The organism is Amycolatopsis cynarae (genome assembly GCF_026802195.1).
In the GTDB taxonomy this organism is placed as follows: domain Bacteria; phylum Actinomycetota; class Actinomycetes; order Mycobacteriales; family Pseudonocardiaceae; genus Amycolatopsis_E; species Amycolatopsis_E rhizosphaerae.
Genome location: NZ_CP113836.1, coordinates 2265512 through 2286518, shown reverse-complemented (window position 1 = coordinate 2286518; position 21007 = coordinate 2265512). Strand labels below are relative to the sequence as shown.

23 protein-coding genes are annotated in these 21007 nt (G+C 69.1%); 8 read left to right on the top strand and 15 right to left on the bottom strand.

Going from position 1 to position 21007, the window contains the following annotated elements; genetic code table 11:
- Positions 1-198 precede the first annotated feature (198 nt).
- On the bottom strand, positions 199-405 hold the full coding sequence (locus tag ORV05_RS10810) for a winged helix-turn-helix domain-containing protein (RefSeq protein ID WP_268758318.1): 207 nt from the start codon (positions 403-405) through the stop codon (positions 199-201).
- Between the two features lie 57 nt (positions 406-462).
- The gene (locus tag ORV05_RS10805) at positions 463-1437 is read right to left on the bottom strand and encodes a nucleoside hydrolase (protein WP_268758317.1); all 975 of its coding nucleotides are present in this window, start codon (positions 1435-1437) and stop codon (positions 463-465) included.
- 228 nt (positions 1438-1665) lie between these two features.
- Here ORV05_RS10805 and ORV05_RS10800 point away from each other — a divergent pair, with 228 nt between their 5' ends.
- Positions 1666-2577, top strand: a complete 912-nt coding sequence (locus tag ORV05_RS10800; protein ID WP_268758316.1) for a 2OG-Fe(II) oxygenase family protein — start codon at positions 1666-1668, stop codon at positions 2575-2577.
- Between the two features lie 3 nt (positions 2578-2580).
- Here ORV05_RS10800 and ORV05_RS10795 read toward each other — a convergent pair whose 3' ends face one another.
- Positions 2581-3444 (bottom strand): phytanoyl-CoA dioxygenase family protein, encoded by an 864-nt coding sequence (locus ORV05_RS10795; protein WP_268758315.1) that lies wholly within the window; start codon positions 3442-3444, stop codon positions 2581-2583.
- Positions 3445-3555: 111 nt separating this feature from the next.
- Here ORV05_RS10795 and add point away from each other — a divergent pair, with 111 nt between their 5' ends.
- The 5 genes from add to ORV05_RS10770 all read left to right on the top strand — a co-directional run bounded on the left by add (position 3556) and on the right by ORV05_RS10770 (position 8296).
- Positions 3556-4545, top strand: coding sequence for an adenosine deaminase (add, locus tag ORV05_RS10790; RefSeq protein WP_268758314.1), 990 nt, complete (start codon positions 3556-3558; stop codon positions 4543-4545).
- Positions 4546-4656: 111 nt separating this feature from the next.
- A complete protein-coding gene (locus tag ORV05_RS10785) occupies positions 4657-5787 on the top strand; it encodes an ABC transporter substrate-binding protein (RefSeq protein ID WP_268758313.1) in 1131 nt (376 codons plus the stop codon).
- A 40-nt stretch (positions 5788-5827) separates the two neighbouring features.
- Positions 5828-6658: an ABC transporter ATP-binding protein gene (locus tag ORV05_RS10780; protein WP_268758312.1), complete on the top strand. Its 831-nt coding sequence runs from the start codon at positions 5828-5830 to the stop codon at positions 6656-6658.
- A gap of 1 nt (position 6659) precedes the next feature.
- A complete protein-coding gene (locus ORV05_RS10775; protein WP_268758311.1) occupies positions 6660-7442 on the top strand; it encodes an ABC transporter permease in 783 nt (260 codons plus the stop codon).
- Complete coding sequence (locus ORV05_RS10770) at positions 7439-8296, top strand: ABC transporter permease (protein ID WP_268758310.1); 858 nt, start codon at positions 7439-7441, stop codon at positions 8294-8296. The genes ORV05_RS10775 and ORV05_RS10770 overlap by 4 nt, the downstream gene beginning before the upstream one ends.
- Before the next feature lie 172 nt (positions 8297-8468).
- Here the strand turns inward: ORV05_RS10770 and ORV05_RS10765 are convergent, their stop codons facing one another.
- The gene (locus ORV05_RS10765) at positions 8469-8741 is read right to left on the bottom strand and encodes a hypothetical protein (protein WP_268758309.1); all 273 of its coding nucleotides are present in this window, start codon (positions 8739-8741) and stop codon (positions 8469-8471) included.
- Between the two features lie 201 nt (positions 8742-8942).
- Between ORV05_RS10765 and ORV05_RS10760 the strand changes: the two genes are divergently transcribed.
- A complete protein-coding gene (locus tag ORV05_RS10760) occupies positions 8943-9413 on the top strand; it encodes a DUF3761 domain-containing protein (protein WP_268758308.1) in 471 nt (156 codons plus the stop codon).
- A gap of 61 nt (positions 9414-9474) precedes the next feature.
- Here ORV05_RS10760 and ORV05_RS10755 read toward each other — a convergent pair whose 3' ends face one another.
- From ORV05_RS10755 to ORV05_RS10730, 6 genes are read right to left on the bottom strand one after another with little or no spacing between them, the layout of a single operon-like run.
- Complete coding sequence (locus tag ORV05_RS10755; RefSeq protein ID WP_268758307.1) at positions 9475-10647, bottom strand: acyl-CoA dehydrogenase family protein; 1173 nt, start codon at positions 10645-10647, stop codon at positions 9475-9477.
- A gap of 27 nt (positions 10648-10674) precedes the next feature.
- Entirely contained in the window at positions 10675-11826 is a 1152-nt protein-coding gene (locus ORV05_RS10750; RefSeq protein ID WP_268758306.1) for an acyl-CoA dehydrogenase family protein, read from the bottom strand.
- 51 nt (positions 11827-11877) lie between these two features.
- A complete protein-coding gene (locus ORV05_RS10745; protein WP_268758305.1) occupies positions 11878-13512 on the bottom strand; it encodes an AMP-binding protein in 1635 nt (544 codons plus the stop codon).
- A 12-nt stretch (positions 13513-13524) separates the two neighbouring features.
- Positions 13525-14271 carry an SDR family NAD(P)-dependent oxidoreductase gene (locus tag ORV05_RS10740; RefSeq protein WP_268758304.1) on the bottom strand — a complete coding sequence of 249 codons (747 nt, stop codon included), beginning with the start codon at positions 14269-14271 and terminating at the stop codon, positions 13525-13527.
- 18 nt (positions 14272-14289) lie between these two features.
- The gene (locus ORV05_RS10735) at positions 14290-15435 is read right to left on the bottom strand and encodes an acyl-CoA dehydrogenase family protein (protein WP_268758303.1); all 1146 of its coding nucleotides are present in this window, start codon (positions 15433-15435) and stop codon (positions 14290-14292) included.
- A gap of 12 nt (positions 15436-15447) precedes the next feature.
- Positions 15448-16242, bottom strand: a complete 795-nt coding sequence (locus ORV05_RS10730) for an enoyl-CoA hydratase-related protein (protein ID WP_268758302.1) — start codon at positions 16240-16242, stop codon at positions 15448-15450.
- A 138-nt stretch (positions 16243-16380) separates the two neighbouring features.
- Here ORV05_RS10730 and ORV05_RS10725 point away from each other — a divergent pair, with 138 nt between their 5' ends.
- Complete coding sequence (locus ORV05_RS10725; RefSeq protein WP_268758301.1) at positions 16381-17025, top strand: TetR/AcrR family transcriptional regulator; 645 nt, start codon at positions 16381-16383, stop codon at positions 17023-17025.
- A gap of 93 nt (positions 17026-17118) precedes the next feature.
- On the opposite strand, the gene ORV05_RS10720 is transcribed toward ORV05_RS10725, so the two are convergent.
- The 5 genes from ORV05_RS10720 to ORV05_RS10700 all read right to left on the bottom strand — a co-directional run bounded on the left by ORV05_RS10720 (position 17119) and on the right by ORV05_RS10700 (position 20843).
- Complete coding sequence (locus ORV05_RS10720; protein ID WP_268760096.1) at positions 17119-17355, bottom strand: hypothetical protein; 237 nt, start codon at positions 17353-17355, stop codon at positions 17119-17121.
- A gap of 85 nt (positions 17356-17440) precedes the next feature.
- Complete coding sequence (locus ORV05_RS10715) at positions 17441-17650, bottom strand: hypothetical protein (protein ID WP_268760095.1); 210 nt, start codon at positions 17648-17650, stop codon at positions 17441-17443.
- A gap of 141 nt (positions 17651-17791) precedes the next feature.
- Positions 17792-18622, bottom strand: coding sequence for a carbohydrate ABC transporter permease (locus tag ORV05_RS10710; protein ID WP_268759757.1), 831 nt, complete (start codon positions 18620-18622; stop codon positions 17792-17794).
- Positions 18622-19551 carry a carbohydrate ABC transporter permease gene (locus ORV05_RS10705; protein ID WP_268759756.1) on the bottom strand — a complete coding sequence of 310 codons (930 nt, stop codon included), beginning with the start codon at positions 19549-19551 and terminating at the stop codon, positions 18622-18624. The genes ORV05_RS10710 and ORV05_RS10705 overlap by 1 nt, the downstream gene beginning before the upstream one ends.
- Before the next feature lie 2 nt (positions 19552-19553).
- A complete protein-coding gene (locus tag ORV05_RS10700) occupies positions 19554-20843 on the bottom strand; it encodes an extracellular solute-binding protein (RefSeq protein ID WP_268758300.1) in 1290 nt (429 codons plus the stop codon).
- Between the last annotated feature and the right edge of the window lie 164 nt (positions 20844-21007).

Here is a 21007-nt window from a genome sequence, read left to right as displayed (position 1 = left end):
AAGGTGCTCCTGGATGATCGCGACCGGATCAACGGCGCGGCATACGACGGATTCCCGGAACCACGTGGTCGAGGCCGCGTCGAGGCCCAGTCCCCGGCCGACGAAGTCGGTGGTCGGCTGCGGGCCGAATTCGTGTAGTGCGACGCGCACCAGTTGCCCTGCGGCGGCCAGCACATCCTCGAACGGGCGGAGGTTTTCTTAGCCTGCCACCGGTAGCCGGTCGGCGACGGCACGCCCGAGCCCCCGGCGTGTGACGATCAGCCCGTTCTCGTCCAGCAGCATCAGGGCCTCGCGTACCACGGTGCGGCTGACGCCGAGCAGCGCGCCGAGATCCGGTTCGCTGGGCAGCAGGCCGCCCGGTGGGAACCGTCTAACCCGGATGGCTTCGGCGAGCCGGGCATACACAGTGACGCGCGCCGCTGCGCCCGGGCACCTCGGTGACCGGGCGCGGCGGCGGGCGTCTCAGGCCCATCGGGCCAGGAGGCGGTCCAGCAGGTGCGGTGCGAGCGGGGCGTCGGTCGCCAGCACGACCCGGCAGCGGGCGCCGGGCCGGTCCACGCTGCCGCGCCGCTGGCCGCGCAGATCGCACAGCGTCTGCCCGCGGCCCGGGCCGTCGGTCGCGTCGATCACCACGGGCACGCGCGGGGCGATCGTCGGGGTGATCCCGCCCGCGGCGATCGCGGCGGCGAGCGGATCGTGCAGGGCCGAACTACGGCGGCCGTAAAGGTCCACATAGAAGTCGAAGTAGACATCGAGGATCCGGCCGAGCCCGGTCAGGAAGGGATCGGCCGAAGCCAGCAGAACGCGCCGATGCTCCTCCTCCAGCGTGTTCTCCAGGGTGACGTCCAGCGGAACGAGCGTCAGATCCCACGGCGCGGCGAACACCACGGCCGCGGCCTCGGGATCGTTCGCGATGTTGGCCTCCGCCACGGCGCTGACGTTGCCCGGGACCAGCGCCGCGCCCCCCATGATCGTCACCTCGGACACCAGGCCGGGGAGCGCGGGTTCGAGCTCAAGGGCGCGCGCCAGGTTGGTCAGCGGGCCGACCGCGACCACGCGAAGCGCGCCGTCGTGCTCCTTGGCCAGCCGCACCAGGAATTCCGCGGCGTCCTCACCGATCTGGTCCACTCCGGACGCTGGGAGTTCGACGTCGCCGACACCGTTGCGGCCGTGGATGTGCGGGACCGCCCCGCCGTACCTGCCCGCGAGCGGGTCGTGCGCGCCCACCGCGACCGGGATGCCGGAACGGCCGGCGAGGGCGAGGAGGTCGAGCGTGTTGCGCGCGCCCTGTGCGGCGGTGACGTTCCCGCTGACCGTGCCGATGCCCACGAGTTCGACCTCCGGCGCGGCCAGCAGGTACGCCAGGGCAAGGGAATCGTCGATGCCGGTGTCGCAGTCGAGATAGACGGGCGCGGGCGCGCCGGGCAGCACAGTCACGGAGAATCCTCAATCCTGCGACCGGTTCCGGCGCCCTTGGCGGCATCGGTGGGTGGTATAACGACCGGACCAGACGGTATACAACCGCCTCGGACCGGGTCAACCCCGCGAGGGCAGGTGTGAAACCTTGGTCGACCGCGGGTCCTTGCGCTACGCTCACCGCTCGTCCGGGTATCAACCAGCCAACGGCGGTATGGCGGCCCTCCTTCGTCCGCGCTGGAGAAGCCCATGAGCGAGCAAGCCCACATCCCGGTACTCGATCTGTCCACTACGAACGGCGCGGAACTGGTCGCCTCGTTGCGGTCCTCTTCGTGTGTGTTCCTCACCGGACTGGACACCTTCGACGAGGACCTGGCCGCACTGCTGGCCTCGGCCCGGTCCTTCTTCGCCCTGCCGGAACGGGAAAAGATGCGCGTCCGCTGGAACGGCACAGGCCACTGGCAGGGCTGGCAGCCGGTGTACGGCAGCGGACCGGCGGCCAGCCCGATGGAACGCTTCGAGGTCGCCCTGCCCGACCCTGCCGGTTTCGACGACCTCAGCGCGTGGGCCGGCGCTTTCCAGCAGTGGCCCGACGAGCCGGCGGACATGGCCGTGACGTGGACGCGGTACTACCGGAGCATGCGGGAGCTGGCCGACCGGATCGTGGTGATGATCGCCGAGGCGCTGCGCCTGCCCGAGGCGGATCTGCCAGCCTGGACCGAACTACAGCATTCCAACCTGTGCGTCAACCACTACCTGGCCCAGCTCGAACCTCCCCGGCCCGGCGCGATCCGCGCCGGAGCGCACACCGACATGGGCGGGCTCACCTTCCTGTGGGCCGAGAACAATCCCGGTGGCGGCCTGCAGGCCCAGCTGGGGCCGGACGGTGGCTGGGTGCCGGTGGTGTTCCCGCCGGACGCCCTGCTGCTGCAGGCCGGGGACCTGTTGCACTGGTGGTCCGGCGGGCTCATCCCGGCCAACAACCACCGCGTCGTCAATCCCGCGCGTGACCCGGGCATCGAGCAGACGGACCGGTACTCGGTGGTGTTCTTCCACCATCCCGATCTCGACGCCACCGTCGCCACCGACCCGGCCATCACGGTCAGCGCCCGTGCACACGTGATGGCCAGGCAGCGCAGCTCCTACACGATCGAAACGTGAGGATCAGCGCGCGGCGTTCTTGATGAACTGCTCCACCCGCTCGGCGGTGCGGTCGCCCCCGTAGTAGCCACCGCGAACGTGCCGCCGAGTGGTGTTTTCCTCGGTTGCCCTGGCCGCGGAATGCCACAGGTAGCAGTCGTGCAGAATGATGTCGCCCCGTTCGGTGCAGACCGGAATCTCACCGGGAACAGCCTCGAATCGCAACGGCATTTCGAATGGCGGGGCCGCATCGCCGTGACCGCCGACCGGTTTCGCGTCGGCGGGGACCTCGACGTCGTTGACGTTCCGGTACGGAGCCGGGGTGGCCCAGTTGTGGCTGCCGGGGACCACGCGGAGGAACCCGTTCGCCGGTGAGGTCCCGTCGATGTGGAAGGTGAAGGCGGTCGACGGCCAGATGTCCAGGCTCGGCCCGGACTGCCAGTCCGAATGCCATCCGATGCGGGTGTATCCGGATTCTCTGCCGGGCCGGGCATCCTGGTACACGATGCCGTGGTTGTACCGGTCGCGCAGCCAGGCCTGCTCGCCGAGGAGCCTGCGCAGCACGGTGGTCAGGACGGGATGGGTCGCCGCTTCGTGCACGGCCGGGGAGATCTCGTTGACGTATTCCACGTAATTCACGAAGCGCTCGGCCTTCGAGGCGTCGTCGAGGAAAACTGTCGATCCGTAACGTTCCGGCAGCTCACCCGCGAGCACCTTCTGTTGCGCGGCAACACACTCGGCTTCCATCCGGTCCATCAGTTCCGCGGTGAAGACCCCGCGCAGCACGACGAAGCCGTTCTCGCGGTAGCACAGTTCCAGGGCGTCCAAAGTGGCCTGGTCGATGACCGGGCCGAAGACCGCGGCTTCGGCGGCAGGAGTAATCGGCATGTCCCCCATTATGCGGCGCGAAATACCGCCGAAGCCCCGGGCGGCATTCTTTTACCTGACCGACACAACGACGTTTCACGACGTCTTTTCCGGCGCCTAAGGTGACCACACATGAGCAGCAGATCATTGTCCGCGTTACCGAAGGCGCATCTGCACATCCATCTCGAAGGCGCCATGCGGCCGGAGACCCTGGCCGAACTCGCCCTCCGGTACGGGATCGAGGTGCCCCCGGTCCGCGGCTACGGCTCGTTCACCGAGTTCGCCGGGCAGTACCGGGCCGCGTGCGCGGTACTGCGGACCCCGGAGGACCTGACCCGGCTGGTGCGCGAGGTCGTGGAGGACGCGGCGGCGGCAGGCGCGGTGTGGGTCGAGCCTCAGTTCTACCCACCCCACCACATCGGAATGATCGGTTCGCCTGCCGAATCGACCCGGCTGGTGGCCGAGGCGGGGCGGGCGGCGGCCGCGGAACTCGGTATCGGCTTCGGCCTGATGATCACGGCCGACCGCACCTGCGCGCCGGAGGAGGCCGTCGCACTGGCCGAACTGGCCGCCGCCGAGGCCGGTACCGGGGTCGTCTCCTTCGGACTGGCCAACGACGAGGCCCTGTTCCCGCCTGAGCCCTTCGACAAGGCCTTCGCCATCGCACGGGAAGCGGGCCTCATCAGCGCGCCCCACGCCGGGGAACTGGCGGGACCCGACAGCGTGCGCGGCGCGCTGGACGTGCTGCACGCCCAGCGCATCGGGCACGGGGTGCGGGTCGTCGAAGATCCGGAACTACTGCGCAGGCTCGCCGACAGCGACGTGTGCCTCGACGTCTGTCCCACCTCCAACCTGATGCTGTCGGTGGTCCCATCGCTGACCGAACACCCGTTGCCGCGGCTGATCGAGGCCGGGGTGCGGTGTTCCATCAACGGCGACGATCCCCTCCTGTTCGGCCCCGGCCTCCTGGAGGAGTACGAGTTGTCGCGCACCACACTCGGCCTCACCGACGAAAACCTCGCCTGGGTCGCCCGGTGCTCGATCGAGGCTTCGGGCGCGCCCGAGGCACTGGTGGACGACGCGCTCGCCCGCATCGACGCCTGGCTCGCCGACGGCGCCTGACGCACACTGCACCGCCGCCGAACTCGCAACATCCCCGAAACGCAGAAGTTCCTCGGCGAAATACGCCCCTCCTAGTGTTCCCGAGCCAGACCAATCCCGACAGGAGTCCCCATGCCCCGCATGTCCGCCCGTGAACTGAACTCTTCCCCGCTGGGAAGGCGGCGCTTCCTGCAACTCGGTGGCCTCGGCGCGGTCGCGCTGGGGGCCGGCGGGCTGCTCGCCGCCTGCGGTGGTTCCCCGTCGGCCACGGGTTCGTCGTCCGGGCTGGGCACGCTGGGCATCCAGCTGTCCTGGATCAAGAACATCGAGTTCGCCGGTGAGTACTTCGCCGACGCCAAGGGCTACTACACCCAGGCCGGTTTCAGCGGGGTCAACCTGATCGCCGGTGGCTCCGCCGGGACCAGCGCCGAGGCCGCGGTGGCCACCGGCAAGGCGCTGATGGGGCTTTCGTCGCCGACGCTGACCGCCCCCGCGATCCTGCAGGGCGCCCAGCTCAAGACCATCGCCTCGACCTACCAGAAGAACCCGTTCTGCATCCTGTCCATCGACTCCGACCCCATCCCCACGGTGCGGGCAATGAAGGGCAAGAAGATCGGCGTCCAGTCCGGTGGGAACACCACGATCTTCAAGGGACTGCTGAAGGCCAACGGCATGAGCGAATCGGACGTGACGATCGTGCCGGTCCAGTACGACCCCACCGTGGTCACCACCGGCGAGGTGGCGGGCTACATGGCGTACACCACCAACGAGCCGATCCTGTTGCGGATGAAGGGTTTCAAGACCGTCCAGTTCCTCTTCGCCGACTACAACCTCCCGTTCGTGGCGGAGACCATGGTGGTCAGCCAGAGCTCGATCGACCACGACCGGGCCAAGCTGAAGGCCCTGCTGGTAGCGGAAATCAAGGGCTGGACCGACGCCGTCGCTTCGCCGTCCCAGGCCGCGAACTACGCGGTGACCGGCTACGGCAAGGACCAGAACCTGAGCGTGGACGAGCAGACGGCGGAAGCCGTCGCGCAGAACGGGCTGGTCGTCTCGCCCGACGCGATCAAAAACGGCCTGTTCACCCTGTCCGATGCCCTGATCGCCGACAACATCAAGGCGCTGGCCAACATGGGCGTCGACATCACCGCCGACAAGCTGTTCGACCTGAGCCTGCTCAAGGAGGTCTACCAGGAAAACCCCGGTCTGATCAGCTCCTTCGCCGCCGCCGCGGGCTCGGCCACACCGACGCCGGGCAAGTGAGCAGGGCACGGCGTACCAACGGACTTCAGGAGAGTAGAGCGTGTCGCAGTCACCCGTCGTCGACAGTGCGGCGAAAACCCCGCAGCGGACCGGAACGGGCTTCAGCCTGCGGGGCCTGGGCAAGACGTTCGAGCTGGGCCGCCGCAAGGTCGTCGCACTCGCCGGCACCGACCTGAGCACCGAGCGGGGGCAGTTCCTGTCCCTGCTCGGTCCGTCCGGCTGCGGCAAGTCGACGATTCTGCGGATCCTCGCCGGACTGGAGAGCGCGACCACCGGGGTGGCACTGGTGGACGGACGCACCCCGGGAGAGCTGCGCCGCGAGCACAGCCTCGGCATCGCCTTCCAGGACTCGGCACTGCTCCCCTGGCGCAGTGTGGAAGCCAACATCCGGCTGCCGCTGGAGGTTTCGGGCGCCCCGGTGGACAGGCAGCTCATCGACGACCTGATCGACCTGGTCGGCCTGAGCGGGTTCAAGAAGGCGAAACCGGCCCAGCTGTCGGGTGGCATGCGCCAGCGCGTGTCGATCGCGCGGGCGCTGGTGGTCAAACCTTCGGTGCTGCTGCTGGACGAGCCGTTCGGCGCGCTCGACGACATGACGCGGCAGCGGCTCAACCAGGAACTGCTGCGGATCTGGACGGAGAAGCCCGCCACCACGCTGATGGTGACCCACGGGATCGCCGAGGCGGTGTTCCTTTCCGACGTGGTGGCCGTGATGTCGGCCCGGCCCGGCCGGGTGGTGCGCGAGGTGCGCATCGACCTGCCCCGCCCGAGGCTGCCGGAGGTCATGCGGACACCGGAGTTCCACGCCTACCACGACGAACTGTCGGCACTGCTGTTCGACCACGGCGCGGGCATCGCGGGAGAGGACTGAAATGAAACGTCCGAAATGGCTCGGCGGCCTGATCGGCGTGGTGCTGATCATCGCCGCCTGGGCCGTGCTCGCCGTGACGGTGTTCCGGGGCAGCGGCGCGGTGCCGACCCCGCTGGCCGTGCTGCGCCAGTTCACTGTGGACGGTCTTGGGTTCTACTGGCGAAACATGAGCATCACGCTGAACGGGGCGCTGCTGGGATTCGCCTGGGGCAACGGGCTGGCGCTGGCCACCGCGTTCCTGGTGCTGCTCGTGCCGAAGCTCGACGGCGTGGCCAACCAGCTCGCGGTGATCTCCTACTGCATCCCGCTCACCGCGATCGGACCGGTCATCCTGGTCGTCCTCGGCGGCCGGGCGCCCACCGTGTTCCTGGCCGCGATGTCGGTTTTCTTCACGACGCTGGTCGGTGCGCTCCTCGGACTCCGGGCCGCCGACAAGACCTCGCTCGACCTCATCCAGGCCTACGGCGGGGGACGGCTGAAGCAGATGACCAAGGTCCGGGTGATCGCCGCGCTGCCGTCGATCTTCGCGGCGCTGCGGATCGCGGCCCCCAGCGCGCTGCTCGGCGCGATCCTCGGGGAGTACCTCGGCGGTATCGACAACGGGATCGGCGTGGCGCTGACCGCGTCGCAGCAGGCCTACCAGGTGCCGAGAACCTGGGGACTGGCGCTGGCCTGCGGGCTGGCCGCCGGGATCGGCTACCTCCTGATCGGCCTGCTCGGCCGGCTGGTCACACCCTGGTCGGCCGGTTCTTCGAAGACTTCGGCGGACGGAGGCCGGGCATGACCGTCATCGTTCCGGCTACTGAACCGACTGTGGTGGCCCCCGAAACGGCCCGCGCGCGTTCCTCCGTGTTCGCGCGGGCGCTGTGGTCACTGGTCTGGCCGATCGCCGTCGCGGTACTGGTGGTCGTCGTCGGGTGGCTGGCCTTCCTGACCGCGTACGACGTCAGCCCGGCGGTCGGCAAGACCCCGGCCGCGGTCTGGGACTACCTGTTCACCGATCCGGCCGCGGCAGACCACCGCGGCGTCGTGTTCGGCGCGCTGGGCAGGACCCTGACCGACGCCGCGCTCGGCTACGGCGGCGGCCTGGCCGCGGCACTCGTGCTCGCGACCGTGTTCGTGCTGTTCTCCCCCGTCGAGCAGGCGTTCCTGCCGATCGTGATGCTGCTGCGCTCGGTGCCGCTGGTGGCGATGACGCCGGTCATCCTGCTCGCGTTCGGCCGAGGCGCCGCGGGCGTGGCGGTGATCGGTGGTGTGGTGGTGTTCTTCCCGGCGATGGTGAACATCATGCTGGGGCTGCGCTCGGCCTCGCGCCAGGCGACCGAACTGGTGCTGGCCTACGGCGGCAACCGGCTGACGGTACTGCGCAAGGTGGCCCTGCCCTCGGCGATCCCGGCCCTGTTCGCCTCGGCGCGGATCTCGGTGCCCGCCGCACTGGTCGGCGCGCTGGTCGCGGAATGGCTCGCGACCAGCGGCGGCATCGGCGGGGCGATCCCGAACGCCATCGGCGGCTTCGACTACGCGCAGGTGTGGTCGGACATCGTCGTGCTCACCGCTGCTTCGCTGCTGCTCTACACGCTGGTGGCGGTCCTGGAATCGGTGGTGCTGACCGCGAACGGGATGCCGAACCGGGACTGAAGGCATGCCGCGGGGCATGCTTGGATACGCCCATGAACCATGAGCGCAGGGCGATCGTGCTCGCGACGGCCGCGGGAGCCACGGCCGTCGCGGCCGCTCTCGTGATCGTCGCCGGGCCGGCCGCTTCGAAAACACCCGCGTCCGCGCCCGGCCACGCGCAGGGCAACCCTCGCTACAGCAGCGTCACCACCGGCATCACCGTCCTGCCATCGTCGTCCATTCCGCCAACGGCCATGACGACGGCGCCGCCGGGTACGTCTTCCCCGGTGGTCCATTCCACGGTGCCTGCGACCCATCCTGGGCGCACCACGAGGAACAGCACGGGCGACACCTCGTCCCGTGACGAGTCGCTCGCCAACGCCACCCCGATCAACGCCCGTCCCCAGGGGCAGGTGAGCATGCCGGGCGAGGTGCCCCAGCCCGGGACGCCGACCGTGGTCTTCACACCAAGCGCCCTGCCTACCCCACCACCTCCCGTCTACACGCCCCCAACCCAGCCCTGATGTCCCTCCCGCGCGCGATCGGCCTGTTCATAGTGGGCACCTCGTGCGCCCTGCGGCATGGTGCGTCACATCCCGAGGCGTAACACCTCTCGACTGCGCTCCGATCTTCAGCTGTCACTCGATCGAGGGAGCCGGAGGGGACGATGACAGACCACAGCGAGAGCAGTGCACGAAAAGGACTCTTCGCCCGATTCGCCGGCACCCTGGGCGGCTTCGCTCTCGTCGCAGGCGTGCTGAGCGGGTGCCAAGACGGAAGCGCTTCACCCGGCAAGTCGCTCTCGTCCACGGTACCGGCGGTCAATGCCGTCACCAGTACCGTCGTCACGCCCTCCAGCACGCAACTGGTCACCACCGCACCGCCCACGACGACAACCTCTTCCCCCGCGCCGGTCTCGTCCTTCACACCGGTCGCCGCCGATTCCGCTGGCGGCGAGTCCGCAGCCTGCCCGGCCGACGACTACCGGAACGTCGACGGAGCCTGCGTGCCCCGCCCGACCCACGCGGCAACCGCCCCCGCCGGTGCGACCGCGCGCTGCAACGACGGCACGTACAGCTTCAGCCAGCACCGCAGAGGCACCTGCTCACACCATGGCGGCGTGGCCGAATGGCTGTAGGCGCTGTGAGGGGTCCCCTCACCGTCGATACGACCCCAGCCGGGTCACTGACCGGACGCCCTCAGCGGAACGCGCCGTGGCCGGTCAGTGCCTGCCCGACCACCAGTTGGTGCACCTCCGAAGTGCCCTCGTAGGTGAGCACCGATTCGAGGTTGTTCGCGTGCCGCATCACCGGGTATTCGAGGCTTATCCCGTTGGCTCCCAGCAGTGTCCGGCATTCGCGGGCGATTCCCAGCGCCTCACGGACGTTGTTCAGCTTGCCCAGACTCACCTGCTCGGGCCGGAGCCGGTGCGCGTCCTTGAGCCGTCCGAGGTGCAGGGCGAGCAGCATGCCCTTGCCCAGTTCCAGTGTCATGTCCGCGAGCTTGAGCTGGGTCGCCTGGTACGCGGCCAGCGGTTTGCCGAAGATTTCACGGTTCCGGCTGTATTCGATGGTCGTTTCCAGGCAGTCGCGGGCGGCCCCGAGCGCACCGAACACGATCCCGAACCGCGCTTCGTTCAAACAGGACAGTGGGCCGGACAGCCCCCGCGCCCCGGGCAACATCGCCGAGGACGGAAGCCGAACGCCGTCGAGGACGAGTTCGCTGGTGACCGAGGCGCGAAGCGACAGCTTCTTCGTGATCTCGGGAGCGGAAAAGCCCGGCGTGTCCGTGGGCACCACGAAACCCCGGATTCCCTCCTCCGTCCGCGCCCACACCACGGCGACCTCGGCGACCGAACCATTGGTGATCCACATCTTGGTGCCGTCCACGATCCAGTCGTCACCGTCGCGGCGCGCGCGGGTGCGCATGCCCGCCGGATTCGAACCGAAGTCCGGCTCGGTCAGACCGAAACAGCCGATCGCCTCACCGGCGGCCATGCGCGGCAGCCATTCCCGCTTCTGTTCCTCCGATCCCCAGCGCCAGATCGCGAACATCGCCAGTGATCCCTGAACCGAGACGAGACTCCGCAGCCCCGAGTCCGCCGCTTCGAGTTCCAGGCACGCCAGCCCGTACGCGGTCGCGCTGGTCCCCGCGCAGCCGTAACCCTCCAGGTGCATCCCCAGCACGCCAAGTTTGCCGAGTTCCCTGGCCAGTTCACGCGCCGGGATCCGCGCCTGTTCGAACCAGTCCGGCAGCTGCGGGCGCACCCGGTCGCGCACGAAGTCACGCACGGCGTCGCGGATCGCCCGGTCGTCGCCGTCGATCAGGTCTTCGGTGCCGAACAGGCCGAGCGGGGGCTGCGGGTCGGTCATGCTGACTGTCCTTTCACTACGGACGCTTCACAGAAAGGCACTGACGCCGGTCTCGGCGCGGCCGATGAGCAGTTTCTGGATCTGGCTGGTGCCCTCGTACAGGGTCATCACCCGCGCGTCGCGCAGGTACTTCTGCACCGGGTACTCGTCGAGGTAGCCGTAACCCCCGAAGATCTGGATCGCGCTATTGGCGGCGCGGACCGCGGCCTCGCTGGCGAAGTACTTGGCCTTCGAGGCCGCCACCCCGAACGGGAGGCCCCGCTCGATCAGCTCGGCCGCCCGCCACACCAGCAGCCTGGCCGCGTCCCTTTCGACCGAGATGTCGGCGATCATGTCCTGGATCAGCTGGAACGAGGCGAGGGGACGGCCGAACTGCTGCCGTTGCCCGGCGTAGCCGACCACGGCTTCGAGACAGCCCTCGATGATCCCGACGCAACCCGCACCGACCGAGACGCGGCCCTTGTCCAGCGAATGCATGGCGATGGTGAACCCCTCGCCCTCCGCGCCGAGGAGCGCCGAAGCGGGCACGCGGACGTCGGTCAGGAAGATCTCGCCGGTGGCCTGGCCACGCAGGCCGAGTTTGCCCTTGACCTCCCGCGTGTGGAAACCGGGGGTTCCGGTCGGTACCAGGAAGGCGGAAACCCCCTTCGGGCCCGGCCCGCCGGTCCTCGCGAACACCAGGCACAGGCCGGCCCAGGTGGCGTTGGTGATGAACATCTTCTGTCCATTGAGGACGTATTCGCCGCCGTCGCGGCGCGCTCTCGTCCTGAGGTTCCCGGCGTCGGAACCGGTGTCCGGCTCGGTCAGGCCGAAGCAGGCCAGTACCTCCCCGGTGGCGATCCTGGGCAGCCAGTGCTGTTTCTGCTCTTCCGTGCCGTGGGACAGGATCACCTTTCCCACCAGGCCCATCGAAACCGAAACGATCCCGCGGACCGCCGAGTCCGCGCGGCCGAGCTCTTCCATCCCGATGCAGTAGGTGCGGTAGTCACCGCCCAGCCCGCCGTACTCCTCGGGAATGGTGAGCCCGAAGAAGCCCATCTCGCCGAGCTTGGGCACGACCGCGGTGTCCACGGCCTCCGCCCGGTCCCACGCCGCACGGTGCGCGACGACCTCCTTCTCGAGGAAGTCCCGGGCGTATCCGCGGAAGTTCCGCTGTTCGTCAGTCAGTGCGAAGTCCATGGTTCTCCTTGTCTCCCGGCGCATCCGGTGCGTCCGCTGCATCCGGCGCTCTCATGCGCCGCCCCCGACCTGTTCGCGCAACTGGAACTTCTGGATCTTGCCGCTGGCGGTGCGCGGGAGTTCGGTGAACAGTTCGAGCCGTTCCGGCCAGTACTGTTTGGCGACCCCCTTCCCGGCCAGGAACTCGCGCATCCCTTCGAGAGTCAGGCGTGCCGCCCCGGGCGCGAGCACCACACAGGCGCAGGCGCGTTCCTGCAACCGGGGATCCGGTACCGCGACCACGGCCACGGCCTCGATGTCCGGGTGCTCGTAGAGCGCGTTTTCCACGTAGGCCACCGGGATGTTCTCGCCGCCCCGGATGATCACGTCCTTGGTGCGGCCGGAAATGCGCAGGTAGCCGTCGGCGTCGATGGTGGCGAGATCGCCGGTGTCGAACCATTCGCCGTCGAAGCTTCCGTGCGTCATATCCAGGCGCTCGGCGTACCCCACGAACAGGAACGGCCCGGCGACCTGCAGTCGGCCTTCCCGGCCCGGCGGCAGGGCGGCCCCGTCGGGCGCCACCACCCGGATTCGCATGCCGGGCCACGGGTAGCCGTCGGTGTCGATGATCTTCTCGTCCGGATCGCCGGGAATGCCGAGGGTGACCAGCGCGTTCTCGGTCTGGCCCCAGCCGCCGAGCACGACCATGTCCGGCAGTGTCCGGCGAGCCTGCCGGACGAGCGCACGCGGGATCGGTGCGCCCATGCAGCAGAACCGGCGCAGCGAGGAAAGGTCGTGTCCGGCCGGGTTCGGCGCGGTGAGCACGTCGTGCAGGAACGGGGTGGCGGCCGAGGTGTAGGTGATCCGGTGTTCGGCGACCAGTTCGGCGAACCGGGCCGGGTCCCACACGTCCTGCAGCACGCAGGTCGCCCCGTTCTGGACGGGAAGCCTCGCGCCGTAGAGGAATCCGGTGAGGTGCGCGAGGGTGGAAGCCATGTGGAAGACGGTGTCGGCGGTGATCCCGAGTCGCGCCGGCAGCGGGTTGTTCGCGGCGATGGCGGTGTTGTGCGTGTGCATCACCCCCTTCGGCTCCCCCGTCGTGCCGGAGGTGAAGATCAGCAGGGTCACGTCGTTGGGGTCCGGGCGCAGCGCGGGCAGCCCGGCCGGGTCGCGCCGCCGGTCCCAGGGTGTGGCCAGGAACTCCTCCCACGAACCGGTGCCCTGGCCCGGTTTTCCGTCCACCACCAGTACGTGCTCCAGATGAGGCCACTGTGGACGGAGCCGGTCGGCCATGGCGGCGTGGTCGAAGCCGCGGAATCCGGCCGGGACGATGAAGACCTTCGACCGGGCCAGGCCCACCATGAAGCCGACCTCGCGGTCCCGGTAGATCGGGATCAGCGGGTTGCTGATCGCCCCGATCCGGCTCGCCGCGAAGTGCACCACGACCCACTCGATCCAGTTGGGGAGCTGGAAGGAGACCACGTCGCCGTTGCGGACCCCGAGTTCGAGCAGGCCCAGTGCGCAGTGGTCGGTCTCGCGTTTGAGTTCGGCGTAGGTGATGCTCCGCCGGGCGTCACGGAAGGCGATCTTGTCCGGCGTGGCGGCGGCCACCTCGTCGAGGTGGTCGGTGATGGTCCGGTTCACCCAGTACCCGTCGCGGGTGTGGGCGTCGATCAGCTCGTCGTCGAGGATCGTGGCAAAGGACATCGGGGCTCCGGATCAGCTCATGGTGAGGCCGCCGCTGACGCTGACGGTCTGGCCGGTGATGTAGTCGGCCTCCTCGGAGGCGAGGAAGGCGACGACGTTGGCGAGGTCGCGGGGCTGTGCGAGACGACGGAACGGGATGGCCCTGGTCAGCGCCTCCCGCAGTTTCGGGTCGTCCCCGCCGATCGAGGCGAACAGGGCGGTGTCCGCCGGGCCGGGGCACACCGCGTTGGCGTTGACCTGGTGGCGGGCCATTTCGCGGGCGATCGCCTTGGTGAAGGCGATCACCCCGCCCTTGGCGGCCGAGTACACGGCCTCGCCGGAGGAGCCGACCCGTCCGGCGTCGGAGGCGATGTTGACCACCGATCCGGAGCCCTGGTCCGCCATGATCGGCAGCACCGCCCGGCAGGTGTTGAGCACCCCGTAGAGGTTGATCTGGATGACGCGGTCCCAGTCGGCCGGGTCGGAGGCGGTGAACGGGCCCGCCTTGTCCCAGCCGGCGTTGTTGACCAGCACGTCGATCCGGCCGAAGGTTTCGCGGACCCGCGCGACCATCGCGTCCACCGATTCACGCGACGTGACGTCGGTGTGCAGCCCCACCGCGCCGCCGCCCAGGCCCGCCGCGGTGTCCAGCGCGGTGTCCTCGTCGATGTCGGTGACCACGACCGTCGCGCCCTCGGCCGCGAGTTTCTCCGCGATACCGCGGCCGATGCCCCGGCCCGCGCCGGTGACCACGGCGATCCTGCCGCTCAGCTTGTCCATGGGAAGTCCTTTCGCAGATCACGGCGCGTAGGCGCGGCCGAGGAGGTTGCGGGCGATGACGAGCTTCGACACCTGGGCGGTGCCGTCCCCGATTTCCAGGCCGATCACGTCGCGCAGGCGCTGCCCGAGCGGGCTTTCGGTGGAGTAGGCCAGGTGCCCGAAGGTGAGCAGGCACTGGTGGATGACCTCGGCCGCGAGCTTGGGTCCCCAGAACTTCGCCATCGCGGCTTCGGTGCTGTGCTCGAGGTCGTGGTCCTTCTTCCAGAGCGCCTCGTAGCAGACGTGCCGGGCGCCGCGGACGTAGGTGGCATACTCCGCCAGCGGGAACGACACGCCCTGGAAGGTGCCGATCGGGCTGCCGAAGGCCTCGCGGTCACGGGCCCACTGCAGCGCCTCGTCCAAAGAGGACTGTGCCGCGCCGAGGCAGGCCAGGCCGATGATCGCCCGCGAGTAGTCGAAACCCTGCATGACCGAGACGAATCCGCCGCCCGGCTCGCCGACGAGCCGGTCGCGGCCCACCGGCAGGCCGTCGAAGTGCAGCGACGCCCGGCCGATCGAACGGCCGCCCAGGTCGTCGAACGCCGCACGGGTGACGTGGCGGTCGTCGAGGTCGACGTAGAAGGCGCTGACCCCGCGGGCGCCCGGTCCGCCGGTGCGGGCGAGCACCAGCGCGGTGTGGGCGGCCATGCCCAGGGTGATCGAGGTCTTCTCGCCGGTCAGGCGCCAGCCGTCCCCATCCGGTTCGGCCCTGGTCTCCAGGGCGGCGGCGTCGGTGCCGTGACCGGGTTCGGTCACGCACAGGGCGGGCACGACCTGGCCGGAGGCGATCGGAGGCAGCCAGTCCGCCTGCTGCTCCTCCCGCGCGTGCCGCGCGAGCACGTCGCTGACCAGTGCGCTGACGATGATCAGGTAGGCGGCGTTGAAGTCGCCGCGCCCCACCTCCTCGGCGGCCATCCCGGCGAGGACGGCGCCGGCCCCCTGCCCGCCGTGCCGTTCCGGGATGCGCAGGCCGGTCAGGCCCATCGCCGCCATGTCGGCGACCAGTCCGGGGCGCAGTTTCGCCGCCTTGTCGTCGGCCTGGTAGTGCGGCGCGAGCACCTGGGCGGCGAACCGCCGCAGCTCACGGCGATAAGCCTCTTCTTCTTCGGAGAACCGGAAATCCATCGACCGCTCCGCTCAGTGCCAGTTGACGTGGGCGTTGAAATCCGGCTTCCGCTTCTCGGCGAAGGCCCGGGCGCCCTCGAGTCCCTCCGGCGAGGCGGTGAACAGGTCGAGCGCGGACATCGCGAGGTTGGACAGACCCGCCTGGTGGTCGGTGTCGGCGTTGAACGACTGCTTGAGGAACCGGAGGGCGGTGGGGCTCTTCTCGGCGACCTCCCTGGCCCAGGCCAGCGCCGTCGGGAGCAGTTCCGCGGGCGGCACGACGGCGTTGACCAGCCCCATGCGCAGGGCCTCCCCGGCGTCGTACATGCGGCACCAGAACCAGATCTCGCGGGCCTTCTTCTCCCCCACCACGCGCGCCAGGTAGGCGGTGCCGAAACCGGCGTCGAAGGAGCCGACCTTGGGGCCCGCCTGGCCGAACCGGGCGGTCTCGCTGGCCAGTGACACGTCGCACAGCACGTGCAGCACGTGCCCGCCGCCGACGGCGACGCCGTTGACCGCGGCGATCACCGGCTTCGGGATGTCGCGGATCAGTTTGTGGAGGTAGCCGATCTCGAACATGCCGCTCTCGGTCGGGCCGTAGTCGCCCGTCTCCGCCCGCTGCTTGACGTCGCCCCCGGTGCAGAAGGCCTTGTCACCGGCCCCGGTGAGGATCACCGCCTGCACCTGCCGGTCCGCCCACGCCGCACGGAAGGCCTTGATCAGCTCTTCGACGGTCCTGCCCCGGAAGGCGTTGTAGCGCTCCGGCCGGTTGATCGTGATCACCGCCGCCGGCCCGTCGATCTCGTACCGGATGTCTTCGTAGGTCACGGTGGGCTCCTTCGCCTGGCGTTCGCTTGGCGACCAGGGTGGCGAATTTTGACTCTTGAGTCAAGAGTTGACTTAGAAGTCAAACTGCTACCCTGTCGTAGGCCCGGAACGACGAGGAGTGAGCGGAGTGCGCGCACGGTGAGTCCCCAGCAGACGGTCGAAGACCAGTCCGCGCGACCGGCATCCAGCCGCGTCCAGCGCAAACGGGGCCGGCGCATCCAGGAAATCCTGACCGCGGCGGCCGAGCTGTTCGGCGAGCGCGGGTACGACGCGGTGAGCCTCGAAGACGTGGCCGAGCGGCTCGACGTCACCAAGGGATCGCTGTACTACTACTTCTCCGGCAAGGAGGAACTGGTCACCGCGGCCATCGAGACCCTCGGCAACGAGTGGACGGCCCTGCTCGAAGAACTCCTGGACGGCAGCACGGGCACGGCCGCACAACGCCTGCGCGCGCTCATCCGCGAACACGTCACGATCGCCGTCCGCGACTACCCCGCCGCGCTGCGGCTGTTCCTGGTCCCGCGCCAGTGGCCCGACGCCCAGCGGGAGCGGATCAAGGAGTTGCGGCAGCGGCACGACGCGCTGTTCCGCGGACTGGTGGAGGAGGGCGTCGCCTCCGGCGAGTTCACCGTCACGACGGTGGACACCGCCCTGCAGTGCATGCACGCCGCCATGACGCAGGCACCGATGTGGTGCGGTGAAGCGAAACCCCGCGACCGGGACCGCGCCATCGACGAGGTCGCGGACACCCTCATGATGCTGGTCGGCATCCCGCCGCGCTGAACCGTGGTGCCGCGACCGCCTCCCAGGCAACGACAGGAACGGCCGCGAGGGGGGTCCCTCACGGCCGTTCCGGGTGGCGGAGAAAGAAGCCGGTCAGCCGACCTCGGTGGGGGCGGGAACCGCGCCGGTGACCGGGCGGGACTCACGGGTGACCTTGAGCAGGCTCAGCATGACGGCGCACAGCACCAGGCAGCCGATCGGGAAGTACAGGCCCACCGTGACATTGCTCGCGGTGGCGTTCTTGCCGACCACGTACGGTCCGAAGAACCCGCCCAGCGCGGCGATCAAGTTGATCGCGGCCATGACGCTGACCGAGATCGCCGACGGCATCGGCGTGCACCGCACCGTCGCGCACCGGCTCGTCCGGACCCTGGAGGCACACCACCTGTGCCGGCGCGACCGGTTCAAGCGGATCTCACTGGGCAACGGCCTCGTGCGGCCGGCGGAGCCCGTCGAACAGGACCTGCGGACGCTGGCGCGCCCGATCCTCGAAGAACTCGGCGACCTCACCCAGGCGACGGCACTGCCGGGACCGGGGGCGTGCCCTCAAGGTGACCTTGAGGGCGTTGATGACCCTGAAGGCGACCTTCAGGGCACCCCGCCCCGGCCCCACCGCGGGACACACCCACCTAAGCGTCGGACACGGGCGCACGAGCGTGGGACTCGCCCATGGACCCGAGCCGACCGGACTTTGCCGGGCCCCTGGCCGATACGACTGTGAAGGGACCCTTCACGGCATACGAACAGGGCCGTGCGGGCTATCCGGCTATTTCCCGAAACCGGCGGTGAGGCCGGCGACGAGGTACCGGCGCCCCAGGATGTACAGCGCGAGCACGGGGATCGTGGACAGCACCACGGCGGCCAGCACCGCCGGGATGTTCACCCGGAACTGCCCCTGGAACGCCCACAACGCCATCGGCAGCACGCGCTGGTCCGAACTCTGCGTGAGGATCAGCGGGAACAGGAAGCCGTTCCACACGTTCAGCCCGTCGTACACGGCCACGGTCACCACGGCGGGCCGGACCAGCGGCAGCACCAGGCTCCACAGCATCCGCCAGTGCCCTGCCCCGTCCACCCGCATCGACTCGAACAGTTCGTTCGGCACGTCGCGCAGGAAGTTGGCCAGGATGACCACCGACAGCGGGATCGCGAACGCCACCGACGGCAGCACGACGGCCAGCAGGGTGTCGTACAGATGCGCCCGCGTGATCAGGTAGAAGACCGGGATGATGGTGGCCTGCAGGGGAATCGCCAGCCCCAGCAGGAACGCGTTGTAGGTGAGCCCGGCGAACCGGGTCCGGCCGCGCACCACGTAGTAGGCGGCCATCAGCGACACCGCGACCGTGATCACCACCGTGCTTGCCGTGACGATGATGCTGTTGCTGAAGTAGCGCAGGAAATCGTTGCGCAGCACCAGCGCGTAGTTGCCGAGGGTGGGGTCCGCGGGCAGTGACAACGGGTTGGCGTCGAAGAACCCGCGCTGGCGGCGCAGGCTCGTGATCACCACGTAGTACACGGGCACGATCACGACGAGCAGCCAGAGGAAACCGGCGAAGCCGCCGAGGAGGTTCGGCCGGGTCCGCACCTTCGTGCCCATCACGAACCCTCCAGTTGACTGCCCCGGGAGAAGCGGGCGAGCCGCGCCAGCCCCAGCGACAGGGCCAGCCCGGCGACCACCAGCAGCACCGCGAGCGTGCTCGCACGGCCCATGTCGTTGTTGGAGAAACCGTTGAGGTACATGTCCAGCGGCAGGAACCGGGTCGCGTTGCCCGGCCCTCCCCCGGTGAGCACGAAGACCAGGTCGAAGTAGGTCAGCGAGCCCACCAGCATCAGCGTCGAGGAGGTGAGGATCGTGTAACGCAGCTGCGGCAGCGTGATGTGGAAGAACTGCCGCACCGCGCCGGCACCGTCGAGCTGCGCGGCCTCGTACAGCTGCGCCGGGATCTGGCGCACCCCGGCCTGGTAGAGCAGCGTGTGGAAGGGGATGAACTGCCAGCCGATCACGAAGACCACCACGAACAGCGCCAGTGCCGGATCGCCGAGCCAGTCCCGGGACAGTGCGGCGACGCCGAACGCCCGGCTCATCCCGAAGTTGGGGTCCAGCAAGGCCTTGAACGCGATCGCGATCGCGGCGGAAGACAGCAGGAGCGGCAGGAAGTACAGCACGCCCAGCACCGCGCGGTAGCGGCTCCGGCCCGCCACCAGGACACCGAGCAGCAGCGAGACCGGGGTCTGGAACAGCCAGCTGAACACCATCACCTGCACGCTCAGCCAGATCGCGTGGTAGGTCGCGGGATCGGTCAGCGCGGCCCCCCAGTTGCCGAACCCGATCCAGGACGGATCGGCGACCCCGTCCCAGCGCATCAGGCTCAGCACCACCACCCCGCCCAGGGGCAGCAGCGCGAAGACGGAAAAGAACACCAGTGCGGGCACGGCCATCAGCGGATGGGGCCCGGCGCGGTGGTTGACCGCGCCGGGGGACACCCGCCCCACGGCCCGCTCGGTGGCGATCGCCTGGGACTGCATGCTCACTTGCCGATCGTCGCGTTCATGGCCGTGGAGAACTGCTCGGGCGTGATCTGCTTGCCGAACAGCTGGTCGAGATTGGTCAGCAGTGCGTCCGCCTGGCCGGGCGAGAGCGCCTGGTCCCAGGAGAGCTGGAAGTTCGGCGCGTTGCGGGCCAGTCCGTACACATAGGACAGGTACTGCGGGTCCTCCGCCTTGGCCAGTTTCGCTTCGATCCCGTTCACGGGCGGGACGGAGCCACCGGCCAGCAGGCTGTCCACGTAGGTGTCGTTCATGACGCCCTCACGCAGGTACTTGACCGCCGCCTGCTTCTGCGCGTCACTGGCCTGCGCCGAGACCGACCAGAAGTTCGCCGGGTTGCCCACGATGTCGGCCGCTGCGCCCTTGCCGCCGGAAACGGAAGGGAAGCTCGTCCAGCCCAGCTTGCCGCTCGCGAACTCGGGATCCGCCTGCTTGATGGTGGGGAAGGCCCACGAACCCATCAGGTACATCGCGGCCTTGCCGGTGTAGAGCAGCGCGGTGTCGGCGTTGCTGTCGGTGCTGATCGAGTCGAAGCCCTTGACGAAGCCGCCCGCGTCCACCAGCTGCTGGATCATCGTGTTGGCCCGCACGACCGCCGGATCGGACCACGCGCCCGGTTTGTTCGCCGCGATCGCGTTGAACACCTCCGGCCCGCCGATGCGGTCGACCAGGTACTCCTCCCACATCAGCTGCGGCCACTTGCTCTGCCCGCCGAGGGAGAACGGGGCGATCCCGGCCTGGTTGAACCGCGGTACCAGCGCCATCAGCTCGTCCCATGTGGACGGCGGCTGCGCGCCGATCCGTGCGAACAGATCCTTGTTGTAGAACAGGAAGACCGGCTGCATGCTGTTGTTCGGTACCGCGTAGGTCTTGCCATCGATCACGCCGGTCGCGGCCACCGAGGGCAGGTAGCGGCTGGTCAGTGCCGGATCCTTCTGCACCTCCGGGGTCAGGTCCATGATCTTCCCGGCGTCCACCCAGGACTTCAGCATCCCGCCGTTGCCCCAGCTGAAGACGAGGGTGGGGGCCTGGCCCGCGCCGACGGCGGAGCGGATCTTCTGTTTGTAGGCGTCGTTGCCGAAGAACTGGCCGTCGATGCCCGCGGTGCCGAACGAGGTGCGGAACACCTGCTCGTCGCCGCCGGTGAGGGCCCAGGCGGTGGCCTTGCCGCCGGGCCCGGCGGGCCCGCTGGAGCCGCAGGCCGTGGTGAAACTGAGCAGCGCGGCCAGCCCGGCCGCGAGCAACGCTGTCCGGCGAGTTCCCAGTGCCATGATGCGCCTTCCCCGTCGAAGGTTCGAAAAGTTTCGAAAACACTGCGGTGTGGCACGGAATCTAAGGTAGTGTCCACCCAGCGTCAAGGGATTCTTTTTGCGCTGCGCCCGAGTTAGAGTGGCTCGAAATTTTGCGATAGGAGAAGTCGTGCCGACAGCTTCCG

Excerpts from the sequence above, each read along its gene's own strand:
- ORV05_RS10800 (WP_268758316.1), top strand. The coding sequence starts at position 1,666 with ATGAGCGAGCAAGCCCACATCCCGGTACTCGATCTGTCCACTACGAAC.
- ORV05_RS10795 (WP_268758315.1), bottom strand. The coding sequence starts at position 3,444 with ATGCCGATTACTCCTGCCGCCGAAGCCGCGGTCTTCGGCCCGGTCATC.
- add (WP_268758314.1), top strand. The coding sequence starts at position 3,556 with ATGAGCAGCAGATCATTGTCCGCGTTACCGAAGGCGCATCTGCACATC.
- ORV05_RS10785 (WP_268758313.1), top strand. The coding sequence starts at position 4,657 with ATGCCCCGCATGTCCGCCCGTGAACTGAACTCTTCCCCGCTGGGAAGG.
- ORV05_RS10775 (WP_268758311.1), top strand. The coding sequence starts at position 6,660 with ATGAAACGTCCGAAATGGCTCGGCGGCCTGATCGGCGTGGTGCTGATC.
- ORV05_RS10770 (WP_268758310.1), top strand. The coding sequence starts at position 7,439 with ATGACCGTCATCGTTCCGGCTACTGAACCGACTGTGGTGGCCCCCGAA.
- ORV05_RS10760 (WP_268758308.1), top strand. The coding sequence starts at position 8,943 with ATGACAGACCACAGCGAGAGCAGTGCACGAAAAGGACTCTTCGCCCGA.
- ORV05_RS10755 (WP_268758307.1), bottom strand. The coding sequence starts at position 10,647 with ATGACCGACCCGCAGCCCCCGCTCGGCCTGTTCGGCACCGAAGACCTG.
- ORV05_RS10750 (WP_268758306.1), bottom strand. The coding sequence starts at position 11,826 with ATGGACTTCGCACTGACTGACGAACAGCGGAACTTCCGCGGATACGCC.
- ORV05_RS10745 (WP_268758305.1), bottom strand. The coding sequence starts at position 13,512 with ATGTCCTTTGCCACGATCCTCGACGACGAGCTGATCGACGCCCACACC.
- ORV05_RS10740 (WP_268758304.1), bottom strand. The coding sequence starts at position 14,271 with ATGGACAAGCTGAGCGGCAGGATCGCCGTGGTCACCGGCGCGGGCCGG.
- ORV05_RS10735 (WP_268758303.1), bottom strand. The coding sequence starts at position 15,435 with ATGGATTTCCGGTTCTCCGAAGAAGAAGAGGCTTATCGCCGTGAGCTG.
- ORV05_RS10720 (WP_268760096.1), bottom strand. The coding sequence starts at position 17,355 with ATGCCGTCGGCGATCTCGGTCAGCGTCATGGCCGCGATCAACTTGATC.
- ORV05_RS10710 (WP_268759757.1), bottom strand. The coding sequence starts at position 18,622 with ATGGGCACGAAGGTGCGGACCCGGCCGAACCTCCTCGGCGGCTTCGCC.
- ORV05_RS10705 (WP_268759756.1), bottom strand. The coding sequence starts at position 19,551 with ATGCAGTCCCAGGCGATCGCCACCGAGCGGGCCGTGGGGCGGGTGTCC.
- ORV05_RS10700 (WP_268758300.1), bottom strand. The coding sequence starts at position 20,843 with ATGGCACTGGGAACTCGCCGGACAGCGTTGCTCGCGGCCGGGCTGGCC.